The 15,313-nt window shown below is 52.2% G+C and carries 15 protein-coding genes; 7 read left to right on the top strand and 8 right to left on the bottom strand.

Annotated features, from left to right (window positions below):
- Positions 1–27 precede the first annotated feature (27 nt).
- The 3 genes from LIX15_RS27945 to LIX15_RS27935 all read right to left on the bottom strand — a co-directional run bounded on the left by LIX15_RS27945 (position 28) and on the right by LIX15_RS27935 (position 2,784).
- On the bottom strand, positions 28–279 hold the full coding sequence (locus LIX15_RS27945; RefSeq protein WP_227778494.1) for a hypothetical protein: 252 nt from the start codon (positions 277–279) through the stop codon (positions 28–30).
- 839 nt (positions 280–1,118) lie between these two features.
- Positions 1,119–1,955 (bottom strand): TrmB family transcriptional regulator, encoded by an 837-nt coding sequence (locus tag LIX15_RS27940; RefSeq protein ID WP_227778493.1) that lies wholly within the window; start codon positions 1,953–1,955, stop codon positions 1,119–1,121.
- A gap of 520 nt (positions 1,956–2,475) precedes the next feature.
- Complete coding sequence (locus LIX15_RS27935; protein ID WP_227778492.1) at positions 2,476–2,784, bottom strand: DUF7344 domain-containing protein; 309 nt, start codon at positions 2,782–2,784, stop codon at positions 2,476–2,478.
- Positions 2,785–2,941: 157 nt separating this feature from the next.
- On the opposite strand from LIX15_RS27935, the gene LIX15_RS27930 reads away from it, so the two are divergent.
- Positions 2,942–3,433, top strand: coding sequence for an Lrp/AsnC family transcriptional regulator (locus LIX15_RS27930; RefSeq protein WP_227778491.1), 492 nt, complete (start codon positions 2,942–2,944; stop codon positions 3,431–3,433).
- Between the two features lie 135 nt (positions 3,434–3,568).
- Entirely contained in the window at positions 3,569–3,982 is a 414-nt protein-coding gene (locus LIX15_RS33870) for a DUF7344 domain-containing protein (protein ID WP_438267236.1), read from the top strand.
- A 125-nt stretch (positions 3,983–4,107) separates the two neighbouring features.
- On the opposite strand, the gene LIX15_RS27925 is transcribed toward LIX15_RS33870, so the two are convergent.
- Positions 4,108–4,371 (bottom strand): HalOD1 output domain-containing protein, encoded by a 264-nt coding sequence (locus tag LIX15_RS27925; RefSeq protein WP_227778490.1) that lies wholly within the window; start codon positions 4,369–4,371, stop codon positions 4,108–4,110.
- 380 nt (positions 4,372–4,751) lie between these two features.
- Positions 4,752–4,955 carry a DUF8139 family protein gene (locus LIX15_RS34070; protein WP_486327125.1) on the bottom strand — a complete coding sequence of 68 codons (204 nt, stop codon included), beginning with the start codon at positions 4,953–4,955 and terminating at the stop codon, positions 4,752–4,754.
- A 128-nt stretch (positions 4,956–5,083) separates the two neighbouring features.
- Here LIX15_RS34070 and LIX15_RS27920 point away from each other — a divergent pair, with 128 nt between their 5' ends.
- The 4 genes from LIX15_RS27920 (at position 5,084) to LIX15_RS27905 (ending at position 9,927) form a co-directional block, all read left to right on the top strand.
- Positions 5,084–6,217, top strand: a complete 1,134-nt coding sequence (locus LIX15_RS27920) for a lysylphosphatidylglycerol synthase domain-containing protein (RefSeq protein WP_227778489.1) — start codon at positions 5,084–5,086, stop codon at positions 6,215–6,217.
- A complete protein-coding gene (gene mprF / locus LIX15_RS27915) occupies positions 6,178–7,635 on the top strand; it encodes a bifunctional lysylphosphatidylglycerol flippase/synthetase MprF (RefSeq protein WP_227778528.1) in 1,458 nt (485 codons plus the stop codon). Before LIX15_RS27920 ends, mprF begins: the two co-directional genes overlap by 40 nt.
- A 166-nt stretch (positions 7,636–7,801) precedes the next feature.
- On the top strand, positions 7,802–7,972 hold the full coding sequence (locus LIX15_RS27910; protein WP_227778488.1) for a hypothetical protein: 171 nt from the start codon (positions 7,802–7,804) through the stop codon (positions 7,970–7,972).
- A 695-nt stretch (positions 7,973–8,667) separates the two neighbouring features.
- Positions 8,668–9,927: an ABC transporter substrate-binding protein gene (locus LIX15_RS27905; protein WP_227778487.1), complete on the top strand. Its 1,260-nt coding sequence runs from the start codon at positions 8,668–8,670 to the stop codon at positions 9,925–9,927.
- Between the two features lie 322 nt (positions 9,928–10,249).
- Here the strand turns inward: LIX15_RS27905 and LIX15_RS27900 are convergent, their stop codons facing one another.
- The 3 genes from LIX15_RS27900 to LIX15_RS27890 form a co-directional block, all read right to left on the bottom strand.
- A complete protein-coding gene (locus tag LIX15_RS27900) occupies positions 10,250–11,053 on the bottom strand; it encodes an ABC transporter ATP-binding protein (RefSeq protein ID WP_227778527.1) in 804 nt (267 codons plus the stop codon).
- Positions 11,054–11,148: 95 nt separating this feature from the next.
- Positions 11,149–12,516: a branched-chain amino acid ABC transporter permease gene (locus tag LIX15_RS27895; protein WP_227778486.1), complete on the bottom strand. Its 1,368-nt coding sequence runs from the start codon at positions 12,514–12,516 to the stop codon at positions 11,149–11,151.
- Positions 12,517–12,636: 120 nt separating this feature from the next.
- Positions 12,637–13,740 (bottom strand): branched-chain amino acid ABC transporter permease, encoded by a 1,104-nt coding sequence (locus LIX15_RS27890; protein ID WP_227778485.1) that lies wholly within the window; start codon positions 13,738–13,740, stop codon positions 12,637–12,639.
- A gap of 381 nt (positions 13,741–14,121) precedes the next feature.
- On the opposite strand from LIX15_RS27890, the gene LIX15_RS27885 reads away from it, so the two are divergent.
- A complete protein-coding gene (locus LIX15_RS27885; RefSeq protein ID WP_227778484.1) occupies positions 14,122–14,895 on the top strand; it encodes a proteasome assembly chaperone family protein in 774 nt (257 codons plus the stop codon).
- Positions 14,896–15,313: the final 418 nt, after the last annotated feature.

The following is a 15,313-nucleotide window of genomic DNA, read 5'->3' as shown; positions in this document are numbered from 1 at the left end:
TACTATCCTTAGCGGTATTGTTCCCGACTAAGGCCGCTGAATCTCTCGTTTGTTTTGTGTGAGAACCCAAACTAAAACGAGAGTTCCAATAGCAATAATCGAAACGAGAATGTCGAAGTACCCATTGATTAGTATCACACTCAGCCACAAGATACTGATCGCACCTGTCTGGAGTGCTTTCGCATAATTTCTGCCGACAATGCCCTGATACCCTGCAACGATAGCCGTCCCGACTGCAGCAAGGAGAAACATTCCATCAGCGATCGATGGCAGATCCATACTATTCGGTTTTCCCATATCGCTTGTATGCTTTGTTTTGTTTTTATTTGATATATGGTGTCGTACACTAACCTTCTCCAGAGGGGATCGATTTCGACCATCGCCGATTGATGGTGCATTGTCTCGTTGACCTTGGCCACTCTCAACACTCGTAGTAGTTCATCGAATGGCTACCCCCGGGAATCCACCAAATGACGACGCGAAGACTGAGTTTGCGGCGTTCGAGGTTGCCTTGTTCGTGAAACTCCTCAAATCGTTGATGGGCTGGTCGTCAAGTCAATGGAGTGTAATGGCCTTAGTGGCTTCCCCTCTTGGCCATGCATGAGAACCGGGCGTACAGAACTGCCGAACCGAGTCCTCTCTATTTTTCAATTTTCCGACTCGCTGTTATTTATTGAGCTTAGATTGTGGTGATAATTGGCTCGCTCAAAACCTATCTCGCAATAGTGAACAATTATTATGATTGACGACGTACTACTAGTGTGAGTGAAAGCTTATGCCAGTTCCACACTACCCATCAGACGAACCCGAGGAGATCACTCCCCCAGACATCGATGGGATTATCCAGCGGATCCTTCATCCGAAGGAGCGATCATCACCACCTCCGATCAGGTAAAGTACGCACCACAAACACAGATGAGGTACTTTGCGTTGGATCGCGTGGCAAGTCGGTTACAGAGAGATTTTGTGACGATAATGTGGGTCGGTGAATGAACACTTTCCCTTATGATGATTGGTCCATGTCTCCCAAAAAATCGCCCTTCAGCACGGTCAAACACGAGCCTGTTATGCGGCTCCCTCTTCCCTCCGAGAATCGCATCCCAATAACGCATCAGAAATCATTTATCGGCGAGCATGTCAGGATCATCAGCCGGAAGTAATCCCGTCGCCATCAATCGCCGGGCAATCACTACAATTCCGTTGTCGAACCCCCTCCCAAACACTGCCTTTTCCGTCTCAATCCCGCCAGTGTCCGTCTCATGCACCGAACTCACGAGAATCGTGTTCTTGTCGATCAACAGCAGCCGACTGATCGTCGTGTCGTCGTTGGCCTCAAGGGGCGAACTGTGCAACCACTCTAACCCGGAGACGAACACTTCTGCATCGGGCAGTGCCTTTGCAATTTGCTCACGAAGCTCCTCGGTTTGTGTGCCAACCAGCACATCGAGACCAGTGTCGAGCGCCTCTTGGAGCTGTTCAACCAACCCGTCATCAATAACCTCGTCACGCCCGACGATGAGTATGATCTCTCTCCCAGCGGCATCAATGAGTTGTTGAGTACGATTCGTAATCGCAGTGGTCCCTGAGAGCGCCCAGACTTCGTGCGTGATTTCTTCATCACCATCCGGAATCGCGGGTTCAATATTGTCCATTGCCTCGACGAGCGTGTCTGTTCGCGTTTCGTATTCTTGGCGTAGTGTCTCGGCGGCCTCCTCGATCGGCACGGCGCGAAATTGCTGAGGATTCGAATGCTGAATCTCGACGAGGCCCTTGGTTTCTAACACTCGAATCGCATCATAGACGCGTGTTCGCGGTACGTCGGACGTCTCGCTGATCTCTTTGGCCGTCCCTTTCGGGAGGCGTGCCAACGCTACGAAACACCCTGCTTCGTACTCTTTCAAGCCGAGTTGTTGGAGCAATTCGATCGCTTGTTGTTGATTAGATAAGTCCTTCATGGGTCCCAACCATTTGCCCGGGAACACCGGACTTGTTCATACCGTTCTAGCGTCGCTTACAAGACAGTTGTTGTCGAAGCCATCGAATTCGCCCAACAGCACTGTCCATCATAAATGAGACTATGCGCGTCAAGACGTATCAAAGGCATTCATCCCCAAACAATCATATTGCTGATTCACCAGCCAACTCGTTTATTCACTCGGATAATCACAAATTACTAATCACAAATCCGCAATATATGATGCGATAATTACGAATTTGCACCATCCATATTGCCTTCAGTTAAATCGATTTTCGATAGATTAGTAGTCTGGGATATATTTCCCCGGCTATGAATCAGATACTAAATTAGTAACCCAGATAATCGCAGTAGGGTTATACAGGACTAGCGCAAAGGACGAAGTGGTACGGAGGTCTGATGGGTCCCAACCAATCGTCATCCCGTACCTGAACTACCACCTTCGTGGCAGTTTTCCTCGTGATCAATCAGTCGGGAACACCACGGTCAGTAAGCACATTCTAATTTTCAATCAGAACTGTGAGCAATGGCTCGATCTCATCGAACTGCGGCCCCTTCGTCACGCGCTGTGCGTCTTGATCCCAGTCGATAAAGCCGTGATCCGCTAATTTGGAGAGATGGACGTGCTGCATTGCGATCGTTTGATCTGTTTGATCTGTTTGATCTGTTTGCTCTTCGTCTCCCCCGTCCGCTGCCAAAGCTCGAGAGGGAGCGAGATGATCGGGCTGGGGAGTCCATTGTGCTAAAGTGACAAGGAGCCGTCGTCGGTGGCGATTCGAGAGGACTGAGAGCTGATCATCGAGCATCATTGGTTCTTGTACTTCAACACAGTATACACGTTTAATCACCTCTCAATTTTCGGATTAGCCAGTGTTTGAGGAAGTGAGTGAACCACTTGAACGAGGGCTGTTGGATTTCACTCGGTTTCTCACATACTATTTACGTCTACTCTCCCAATTCTCGCGTATGGGCCGAGGACTCGACAACGTTGACCAGGGCATTTTGTATCATCTCCAGCGAGATGCACGAAATACAACCACCGAAGAAATTGCCGAAACGGTCGGTGTCTCCGCGAGCACCGTTCGGAACCGGATCAAAGCCCTCGAAGACGATGGGATCATCAAAGGCTACCACCCAGAGATCGATTATGAAGCGGCGAACCTCCCGCTGCGTGTGTTATTCGTGTGTACCGCGCCAGCAACCGAACAAGCCGAATTTGTCCAGCAGATGCTTGCTGTGCAGGGTGTGGTCGATGTACGCGAGATGCTTGTCGGCAAACGAAATATCTACGTGGAAGCGGTTGGGACGAGTAGCAAAGATATTACACGCATCACGGACACGCTGCACGACTCAGGCGTCACGATTGAGAGTTCCGAGATCATACGCGAGCGACATAGCCAGCCATTCGATCATTTCCACTTCAGTGAGGAAACGGCAGAGGAACAACGTGAGAGCTGATCTTCAGCCATTTCAATTGCGTATTTCACACTTTCAAAGACGCATGGTGCTGGAATCACACAGTGACTCTGTTACAGAAGGACAATTCGCGTCTCTCCGTGTGTATTCCACAATCTAACAATGCAATTATAAAAAATGACTATATGTGTGCATACTCGAGGCTCGAGTATGCATGAGGATGGACACCCGATTGGCGATCGTGGCACTACAACAGAACAGATTACGTTGTTATACAAGATGCTTGCTGATCACCGGCGTCGAGCACTTCTCCGGTGTCTTCGTAACACCGAGACTCCTCTGGCCGTCTCTACGTTAGTGACGAAGCTGACACAAAGTGACGACCGAGAACCGTCGAATAGAACCACGGACACAGCAATTACGTTGCATCATATTCATCTCCCGAAACTCGCAGATACAGGGATAATTGAGTATGACCAATCTGATCAGCAAGCCACCTATACTGCCCCACCACAGGTCGACGCGCTCCTCGAGCAAATGCTGGTGACGGTTTTACCTGCAGGGCGAGAGCCCTCACCACAGGAGAAGTAGCTGTCGGTGCTAATTTGTTGGTCTTCTACATCCAATTCCATGCTGTGGAGTATACTGCTCCTTCTGGTTGAAGAGCGGCGGCTTCTAAAATTCGGATCTCTGGGTCGTCTATTGGGAGTAACGCCCTATGTATTCAGCTCGGACACAGTAACAGTTTGGTCAGGAAAAACCGTGACGCGGTACCCAATGTAGTCGAAGCTCACTGTTGGCGAGGCATGCTGATACAGATCTTCGAGTGCATCGGGGTCGATGGCCTCATAGAGGGGAGTCGTGGGCTCCGTACCGTTGGCTTTGGTCACTGCCGTCACCACAGCAGAGATGATCGACTGGGAGTCTGCAGGTGTAGTGCGTATCGATGGCTCTGGGTGCGAGGGTGACGAACTTGGCATATACTCTGGTAATGGATTCCGTTGCAATAGTTGTTAGGGGACACATGATAACACGTAACATTATTTTTCGATTAGTTTGCCACCAAGTTGCGTTGTAGTGCATATCGAGCGACCACCCGATGGTCAGCTATATTAGTCTCTATTACTGCCGTAGGCGATGCGGTTCGAACGCATTTCAAAAAGCTCGCCTCGCGCGAGGAGTACGCTCTCGAATGCGAGAATGACATCGACGCCGCTCTCTCGTGTGACTTCTTTCGTTGGGTTTTACAAAACTCCCCGTGAGCCACGCATTGAGAAGGTAATTCTCATCGACTCCAAGCGCATCTCAGCTCTGTGGCCGCGTTGGTTTGCCTTCGTGAGTATTTATTTCAAAGAGTGTATCAGTGATTAGTTGCTGGATACGGTACTAAGTCGCGGTGTCGGAACCAAACATCGATTTCCTTACCCGTTTCAATGTGGTTGTTGCAGGAGTCTAATTCGCGTCCGGTTTCGTCTCCAAGACAGTCGTGCAAAACGTCCGAGATAGTGCCTTCTTCCCCGTGATGTCCGCTATCGGGATTTGTCTTGGATACGTATAACTGTATTTAGAAATCTATTCATACTCGAAAAATTCCGCGACGAAAGAAATGTCCTCGTGGGTATGATGACAAACAAGAGACTCGTCACCAAATGTCTTTCAGCGTTGCCAGTGTTAATACAGTATGTGTAGTAAATGAAACGACCAACCTTGAAGCAGTTAACGCCGCTTTTCGGGAGCGTTGTTTTCGCACTCGCGCTCTTTGCTATCCACCGAGAACTGCAAGAATTCAGTATTCACGAAATTATCGGAGAACTCAGCGCGTACTCCCCATGGGTTATCGCTCTCGCAGTTGGGTTGACTGCACTGGGGTACGTACTAATGACAGGATACGATTGGCTCGGCTTCCGATACGTCAACCGATCGGAGACGTACCGGCGTACCGCCCTGCCCTCTTTCGTTGGACACGTTATCAGCAATAACGTCGGCGTTTCGGTGCTCACCGGCTGGTCCGTCCGATATCGATTTTACTCGGCTATGAGTGTTACAGCGGATGACGTGACGCGAATTGTTGGCTTCTGCACGCTGTCGATTTGGCTCGGCCTCGTTATCGACTCCGGCCTCGCTTTCGTTGCCGAACCCGCACTTCTCAGTTTGGCACTCGGAATCCCCACGGTATCCGTTAGGATCATCGGCGTCGTTCTTCTTGGCGGTGTCTTCGCGTACGTCCTCTGGGGTGTCCTGCGACGGATTCCGATCGAAATTCGAGGCTGGTCGATCGATACACCTAGGCTACGGCTCTCATTTGCGCAGATCTCTTTGGGAATATTCGATTGGGCAATTGCCGGTATGGTACTCTACGTCCTCCTGCCGACTGGCAACCATCTCGGATATATAGGGTTTCTTGCCGTCTTTTTTGTCGCACAGCTAATGGGAATTACCAGCCAGGTTCCCGGTGGATTGGGTGTCTTTGAGGGCGTGCTCTTGGTGCTCCTTTCCGGAATGCTTCCGACAACTGGGATTGCAGCAGCACTCATCATCTACCGCATCGTCTACTATCTGCTTCCTCTGTTCGTGGCTGCGATCGTTCTCATCGTCCGTACAACGCTTGTACACCGTGAGGAAGATATAATTCCCGCACAAACGATACACCGCTGGGCTGCACCGCTCGTTCCAACCGTCCTCGCCCTACTCACGCTGCTGGCAGGGGCAACTCTCCTAATTACAGGAGCGATCCCCGCTGACTCCTCCGGCTCGTTTGGCTTGGTCGTGTCCTCCCCCTTTCGGTCATTGAGCTATCGCACTTTCTCGCTAGTCTCGTCGGGGTAGGACTGTTGGTGCTCGCTCGCGGTCTCCAGCTACGCCTTGACGCAGCGTATCTCCTCACTATCACCATGCTCTTCCTCGGCATCCTATTGTCATTATTAAAAGGATTCAACGTCGAAGAGGCACTCATTCTCATGGCGGTGCTCGCGGTCGTTGTCCCAGCCCGCCGATTCTTTTACCGCCGGGCATCACTGACACGCGAGTGGTTTACGACCGGCTGGATCGTGACTATCCTCATTGTTTTCGGAACTTCGGTTTGGCTAGGATTGTTCGCCTTCCAACATCTCGAGTATTCAGAACAGCTCTGGTGGCGGTTCTCACTCGATGGCAGTGCTCCGCGGTTTCTACGAGCATCTGTTGGGACAGCTGTAGTTCTCCTCGTCGTCGCTCTGGTGCGGCTTCTGAGTCCATCGATGCCTGACCCATCGCCACCAACCGAAACGGAGTTAGAACGTGCACGTTCGATCGCCGAGAAGTCCGATCGAGTCGATGCGTATCTGGCACTTCTTGGTGACAAATCGCTACTGTTCAACGATGACGGGACAGCTTTCATCATGTACGCCATCGAAGGACGAAGTTGGGTCGCACTGGGGCCACCCGTTGGTTCAAAAGATGACTGTTTAGAGTTGGCCTGGCGCTTTCATGAACTCGCTTCGCGCAATGGGGGGCAGCCCGTATTCTATCAGGTCGGTGAGGATGATTTGCCGGTCATGGTGGATCTCGGATTGTCGTTTTTCAGACTCGGTGAAGAGGGTCGCGTGTCACTACCATTTTCGCTTGAGGGAAAACGACGAAAGGAATTCAGGCGCACGATCCGAAAGGTCGAAGGGAAAAATTGTACGTTCGAAGTCATTCCACGTAAGAGCGTTCCTGACATCCTTCCCCAACTACGAACCATCTCTGATAAGTGGTTGGAAATGAAAGGGGGCAGGGAGATCGGGTTTTCGCTTGGTTACTTTGATGAACGATACCTGAAGAATTTCCCAATTGCGGTCATACGATACAACGGTGATATTGTTGCGTTTGCGAATGTCCTTGAAGGGAGCGGAAAACACGAATTGTCGGTTGACCTCATGCGGTACAGTTCTGGCGCACCTGGACGTATTATGGATTATCTCTTCGTGCAACTCATGCTATGGGGATCTGAGAACGGATACGGCTGGTTTAGCCTTGGAATGGCCCCCTTGTCAGGGTTCGAAAATCGGCATGCAACAACTGCTTGGGATCGGATCGGTGCGCAAGTGTATCAACACGGAGAACACTTCTACAACTATCAAGGGCTGCGCGCATATAAGGCAAAGTTCGATCCAGAATGGGAGCCCAGGTACTTGGCCTGTCCTGGCGGCCTCACGTTTCCACTTGTACTCGTACACGTAATTACGCTAATCTCTGGCGGCGTACGACGGATCATCATTAGATGAGTGAAAAAGGATTCAGTGATAAGTACTAAATCCCCTGGCATTTCTATAACTGACCATTGCAGAGCAAAAACTAGGGTTCATTGAGGGAAAAGGCAGCCCTCACTACGTCAGGTCGATATTAAGTACAGGGGTCAGCAACATCGACGTCTGATGTCGGTATCGCCTTGTGCTTCCGGATCGGCTCAAGGCCCGCAGGAGGTTTCAACTGCGCAATCGCATCGATGCTGACCTCCCAGAATTTCCGGATGGTTTCGCCAGTGTGAACGACATCGAACAGCTCCCGTTGAACGTCGTCTATTCTGCCGTCCGCGATGGACCGCTCATCATTGGGGGATGAAACGGTTGTAGACGACTATCGCAAACAGTCAGAGCGTGAATACGGGGAAGCAGCTGACGAGTAACAAGAATTCATCGACCACCTTACACGCGGGGTATTTAGTAGTGGTTGACGCGAATGGTATCTAATATAGAAATATAAAATATTGGTATAAAAATATACGTGGACAATCCCGTGGCCAATACTCGAACGATATGGTGAGACAGCAAGTCGGCCTTGTACTCCAAGAGTCGAAGTAACCGCGACCTCGTCTTCGAAGTGGTATGGTCGCTTTCAAACGACGGTGAACAGAACGCCGGTCTCAAGGGTTAGAGCTGGCGTGGTGTAGAACTAAGCGTTCAATTCCACGATTGATCTCAGTTGTAAAGGTTTAGCTACTTATCGGAACCGCTCACAATTCATACAAAAACTGACGACTCGATTAGAAAATACGCCCAGTTCAACAGCCACGAAAGTTCAATGATTAGTTATAGATAGATATTAGATGATTTCGCCCGACAAAAGTATCGATTATGTTCTTCCAATCGACTCTTGATGGCATCTGTGCATCAAAACTAAGGGTTCTCACCCTTCACTAAATGGTGTGAAATTTGAATATTACGAGAATAATTAAGATAATTTTCAATTTTTATTCTGTCATTTCCTACTTTTGAGGGATATACTTATAGAAATAGACGACATTATCTCTACGTGGTATGATAGAGAGTACCAAACGACGCGAATTTTTAGCAAAGGTGGGGGCAACGAGTGCCATTGGTCTTGCCGGTTATATTGGTAGCGCCACTGGTCAACAGCAAGGGGGACAACAAATCCGGGTCGGGGTACTACAACCCGTAACGGGCGATTTGGCATCCGTTGGCCGACCGATCAGGGATGCTGCGCTACTGCCGGCAACCCAATTGAACAACGCCGATACAGACTTTCAGATCGATACACAGGCCGAGGACACCCAGACCGACCCACAGGCCGGTATCAGCGCGGCACAAGCGCTCGTCGATGCCGGCTATCCGTCGATTACCGGTGCGGCTTCCTCGGAAGTAACGATTCAGGTCTCCCAAAACGTCCTAATTCCGAACCAAGTCGTCGGTTGTTCGCCCGCGAGTACGTCGCCGGAGATTACGGGGCTGCAGGACAACGGCTTTATCTGGCGGACGTGTCCGAGTGATACTGTCCAAGGAGAGGTGCTCGCGCAGATTGCCACCGATCGCGTGAACGCCTCGTCGGTATCGGTCATGTACGTTAACAACTCGTACGGACAAGCGCTCGCGAACAGCTTTGCACAATCATTCGGCGGACAAATTCCGGCACAGGTCGCCTTCGAACAGGCGCAATCGTCGTACGCCGCGCAGTTGCAAGAGGCAATGTCGAACCAGCCAGACGCATTGTTGGTAATCGCCTATCCAGAGAGTGGTAATCAACTGTTCCGCGACTACTATTCCAGCTACAGCCGCGACACGCAGATACTCGTGACTGATGGACTGCGCGATCCCGCGCTCCCAGGTAACGTCGGTCAGCCCCTCACGAATGTCATCGGGACGGCACCGTCCGCTGCCGGGCCAGCTAGGCAATTCTTCACGCAGCTGTACGACGAAGAGGTCGGAGGAGAACCGGGCGTATTCACTGCCCAAGCGTACGACGCGACCGCCATCCAAATTCTCGCAAACATCGCCGGCGGTGCGCAGAACTCCGGAGGGAATATTCGGGACAACATGCAGACGGTTGCGAACTCGCCCGGACAGCAGGTTGATCCCAGCAATCTCGTTGACGCGCTCACGTTGGCCGCTAACGGCGACGAGATAAACTACCAGGGAGCGTCGAGCAGCGTTACCTTCGACGATAACGGCGATGTCACGACGGCTGCGTACGAAATCTTCAGCTTTACACAAGACGGTCAACTCAACCAGATTGAAGTTGTCGAATTTCAGACCGGCCAAGAACAGGGCGGAGGTCAATGATCGGTTGGCGATAATCGATCCGACTCCATTTTCGGTTTATCCACGAGGAACTCCCGACGAACCTCGATATCGGCGAGCAACGCCTCGTCGGCGTCGGAAAGCTTCCCGCCCATGTGTGTAGTGAGCTCGAAGATCGATTTGAGAATCGCGGACTTTCTGGTTCCGTTCGATCCGATGAACGACGTACTCGCCGTCGTTCACCCGGAGATCAAGCTCAACGAGTATCCGAAAATCTCCGTAACCCACACCGAGATATTCGATGCCGAGTTGTCAGTCCCATTCGCGGTGGAATTTGCTCCAATCGGGCCTGTCTTGCTTGCGGTCATACGTTCGCCCCTAGATACGCCTCTATCACCTGCTCATCCTCCAAGATTACTTCGGGGGCGTCGTCTGCGATTACCCGTCCTTGATGCATTACTATCACACGCTCGCAGTTGTTCATAATCAAATCCATGTCGTGTTCGACGAGAAGAAAAGTATACCCCTGTCCGCGGAGGTTGTGTATTCGTTCGAGCAATTTTTCCTCTAAGACTGGGTTCACTCCGGCAAACGGTTCGTCTAGCAGCAGTACGTCGGGGTCGGTGAGAAGCGCGCGTGCCATTTCCAGCAATTTTCGCTGGCCGCCGGAGAGGTTGCCCGCGTACTCCTCGGCAAGGTGGTCGATCTCGAAGAGCTCGAGAGTGTCCCAGGCTTGCTCACGAAGCTCGCGCTCTTGTTCACTGACCTTTCGCCGAGATCCGGGCAAGATCGTCCGCCAAAGCCGCTCGCCCTGTTGGTTCTTCGGCGCGAGCATCATGTTTTCGAGCACCGTCATTTCCTTGAGTTCGCGAGTGATTTGGAAGGTTCGCACCACTCCCCGATCGGCCGTTGCGTATGGCCGTAATCCGGTGATATCCTCATCGTACAGGTAGATCGAGCCGCTATCGGGTCGATGAACGCCGGTGATACAGTCGAACGTGGTCGATTTTCCGGCGCCGTTTGGCCCGATGAGGCCAGTCAACGAACGCTCCTCCACGTCAAAACTCGCTTCGTCGACGGCGGTAACCCCTCCGAAGTGCTTCACCAGATTTTGGATCCGGAGTGGTGGCACCGTCGTGTCTTCTGTCCGACTCTCGTCCTGCGACATGCGTACACCGCCGTCCAGTGTCACCGTTGATTCCTCGGTGTGACTTCGGATATCGGTGCTCATGGGCTCTGTTTCGGAATCGTCTCTAGAGTAGTTCATGTGTTCTCACCGTGTGATTCGTCGGCAGTATGAGCAACGCTAGATTCGTTCGGCGGTCGGCCACCGTCTGCTTGTACCGGTTGTTCACGCTGGGAGAGGTTGACGCTCGATGCAATTTCTTTACGGTGACCGAGCAGTCCCTCCGGTCGGGTTTGGATCATGTAGATGAGTGCCACACCCGCCAATACGAATCGGAGGGAATCGAGGCTCCCCAACAGGAACGCAAACAGCGGAAGGACATCGAGAGACGCCAACGGCGCGACGGCCGCGACGAACGTATTCGGGGCTTCGCCGAGCGGAAGTAGCTGTTCTACGAGTCGCCGAACGAACGTCGGCCCCTCGAAAAGAAGACCGACGAACAGTACTCCGCCGATCACGCTGCCGGTGTTCGAACCGGCTCCACCGATGATGAGTGCGATGAAGATATAAAACGTCAGAATCGGAAGGAAACTGCTCGGGCTGACGTACGACTGGCTGCCCTGCCAGAGAATACCGCCGAGTCCCATAAGTGCACATCCGAGCATGAACACCTTGATTTTGAAGCGGCCGGTACGCTTCCCGAGTGAGGTAGCAACGAGTTCATCTTCACGTATAGCCTTCAACACGCGACCGAACGGTGAGTTGCCGACACGACTCAGTACCACGTAAAACAACCCAACGAAGGCGATGAGCACGAGTGTGTACGCCCAGTCAACGACGGTCGTACGTTCGATACCTATCACTCGAAAGAGTCCGAACACGGCTTCACCGAGGGCTGTCGGTGGTGATGCGGGACTCCGCGCGTTGCTGTAGAACAATGCGTTGACTGGGTTCGTCGGCAGCGACATTCCCTGTGATGCGCCGGTGCCTAGCTTGATTCCAGCGAGCGAGAACGTCTGCAGACTCGTCGAGTTGTAGGTGATTCGGATTATTTCCGAGAGCGCGAGGGTGACGATCGCGAGATAGTCCGCCTTTAATCGAAGGGCAGGTAACGCCGCAATCGCTCCGACGAATGCTGCCGCGAGCATCCCACCGACGATTCCGACGGGAAGGGGCAATCCGAGACCAGGAACTCCTCCAGCCCCGGGATTCACCGGCGCGGTAAGCATCGCCATCGTGTACACGCCGACGGCCATGAAGCCAGCGACACCGATGTTGAACAACCCGGCATACCCCCACTGCAAGTTGAGCGCGAGCGCGAGGAGTGCGTAGACGGCCGCAAAAAAGGTGATCCGTTGGAGGGTGCTCGCTAATCCGTTGGCATCAAGTCCGAGAACGACGCCGATCAGCGTGAATCCGGCGTAAAGCACGAAAAATACGCCGAGAATCAATCCCGCGTCGCCTCCAGGTAGGCGGCTAGATCCACCTTCAGTGCTCTCACTCATTGGTCATCATCTCCCTCCCTCGTACATTCTCATTGGACTCATCGCGACTCCAACAGTACGATTTACGTCCCGGAAGGCGACATCTGCGATCATAAAGACCACTTTGGGAATCGATTTCCATCATGCAGTTGTCACCCCACTGAAAAGTCCCGCCGGTTTGATTACGAGAATGATAATCATCACGGAGAAGGCAGTGGCGTAGGTGAACTCGGAGGGAAGCCAGACCAACGACATTGTGCTCGCGATACCGATCGTGAGACCGCCGAGTACCGCACCGTAGACCGAACCAATACCGCCGAGGATGACCGCCGCGAAAATCAACAGAAGTAGCGTCCAGCCGTAATCGAACGATATTGTTCCGGTTTCGAGGACGACGAGGTAGCCTGCGGCGGCCGTCAGTCCGCCGCCGATCATCCATGTCGTACGGATCACTTGCTCCGTCGGGATACCGGATACACGCGCAAGGTCGGGGTTGTCGGCCATCGCTCGCATTGCCTTGCCCAGTTTCGTTCGTTGGAGCAACACGTGGACACCCCCCATCATCGATAGCACGACGATTACTAACACGAGTTCATGTGCACTGATGATGAGATCGATCACCGGAACGGTGTACGTTGGCAGCGTCCCACCTGTTACTCCTGTTCGACTCGTTCCGAAGACGATTGCAATGACGTATCGAAGTGCGAGTGCCACGCCGATGCTTGCGATGAGCAGGGCAATGGCGTTCTGACCGCGCATGGGTCGATAGACAATACGATCGATCGCGAGCGAGAGCGCGACACCGAACAGAACAGCGATGACGAATCCGACGAGAACCGCCACTGGCGTAGTTACAGCGCTCGCACTCACGCTCCCGGCGTCAGCACCACCGCTGACGCCGACCAAGAACAGATCACCAGCAGGTATCATTCCGAATCCGGCGATCAGATACGTCGTCACCCAGCCGGCGAATGCACCAGCGGTTAGATAATCGCCGTGGGCGAAGTTCGCGAAGTTGAGAATGCTGTATGTCATCGAGAGTCCGATTCCGGCGAGCCCAATGATGAGTCCAATGACGATTCCATCTTTCAGAAATAGAGCAAGCGTAAGCCCTGTTATGGTTCCGGAAATGAGCTTTAAGACGAGGTCAAGGATGAGTAGTATTATGACTAGTACGATGCCGATTTCGAGTGGTCGTTCTACGAAGAGTCGTTTCCCTCGGATGTAAGTATCCCCCACGCTCATTGATACCCCCTCACAAACCGGAGCGAGGTGTGTAAGTAAAAACCTTTGCACAAATCCGGTTTTGTTCACGGGGCAGTTTACTTGACTTCGTGTGGAACGATCTCGATTCCACTTCTTCCGGTTAACGAAGCCACTTAGCATAGCGAATCTGCACACTGGTAACAAGTAATTTCTCTCCAATGAACCTATAAGCGCCCATTACAAGGAGAAGTGGAGAGTTATCAACCGATAAGCTGCCTCCATCGGATTTCGAGTAAGCTTGAAGTCTGGCATCGGTTGACTGGTATTGCCGAAATCGAGTTGCGTGATTATATTGAATTATTCCCAGTCAAACTGGTGAAAACGGGAACATCGATTACCGATGATCCCTTAGTGAGGTGAATGAGTAGACCAATAGAGACAGTCAGATTCAAAGCAATCACTGATCAGAAAATCGGAACTGGGACGTTTATCGAAGGACTGCCAGGACACGGCCTGGTTGCAGCAATTGCAGTGAACCAAATCACCCAACAGCTTGGACTGAGCCATCACGGATCACTTCACTCTGATCTGTTTCCTCCGGTGACATCATTTACGAAGGGCCAAATACAGGATCCTGTCCGAGTATACGCTGGTGAAACGCCGCCCGTACTCACACTGCAGAGCGATGTCGTCCTCCCTCCGACGAGTTATCGAGCGCTCGGAAGCTGCCTACGAAAGGAGATTATGACCAAATTTGAGCGTGCGGTGTTTTTGGTTGGCGCACCCGCACGATCAGAATCTGAAGTGGGCGACATACAGGGAGTTGCAACAACAGCTGCACTCAAAGACAAATTAACCGCCGCGAATATTCCACTCGCTACTTCCCCCGGACTTGTTGGTGGCGTCACAGGCGCGCTTGCGGACGATTTCTATCAATCTGGGATCCCGACCATTGTACTCATCGTCCAAGCGAATCCCTTCTACCCAGATCCAATCGCTGCACAATCATTGATTGAAGATGGTGTTGAACCCTTGGTTAACTTTGATATCGAAACGCCAGAACTCGATCAACAAGCAGATGCAATCCAAGAAAAGCTTGAGCAAGTTGCTGCACAGTACCAACAAGTCACTCAAGATGATCAAGCGGGACAATCACGATACATAGACCAGCCGGTACCAAGTATGTACCAATAGGCAAGAGTACCGCTACCTCTGTAGCGAGAGCTATGCAGGAGAACACAGGGATGGCGATGACTCGGCCGAGGATGGGGGGATGTTTAACCGTCCTGCAAGACACCCACGCCGACGCTAAAGCCCAGCAGTTGACGCTTGGGGAGTATGAGTCTTGAAACCTTCAGGCCGTCCGATACGGCCTGGAATCCCAGCATGGGATTCCCGCGACTTTAGGCGCAGGAGTCCCACCATGAGACTTCTGGCCGAGCGCGCCAACAACAGCACGTGTGGCGGCAATCCAGAGGCTCAGTGAGGAGTGTTCCGTCTGTGTGCATTCGCGGTTTCGCATCTCCTAGGGATGCAGAACCCAACCGTCGTGTGTTACCCTCACCCCCCTCGTATCTGGTTGCATTACTGAACTGTTATCGTATTTGGGAGC

This window comes from Haladaptatus pallidirubidus, assembly GCF_020700235.1.
GTDB classification, from domain to species: Archaea; Halobacteriota; Halobacteria; order Halobacteriales; family Haladaptataceae; genus Haladaptatus; species Haladaptatus pallidirubidus.
The sequence above is the reverse complement of the archived record's forward strand: the minus strand, read 5'-3'. Positions and strand labels throughout refer to the sequence as shown.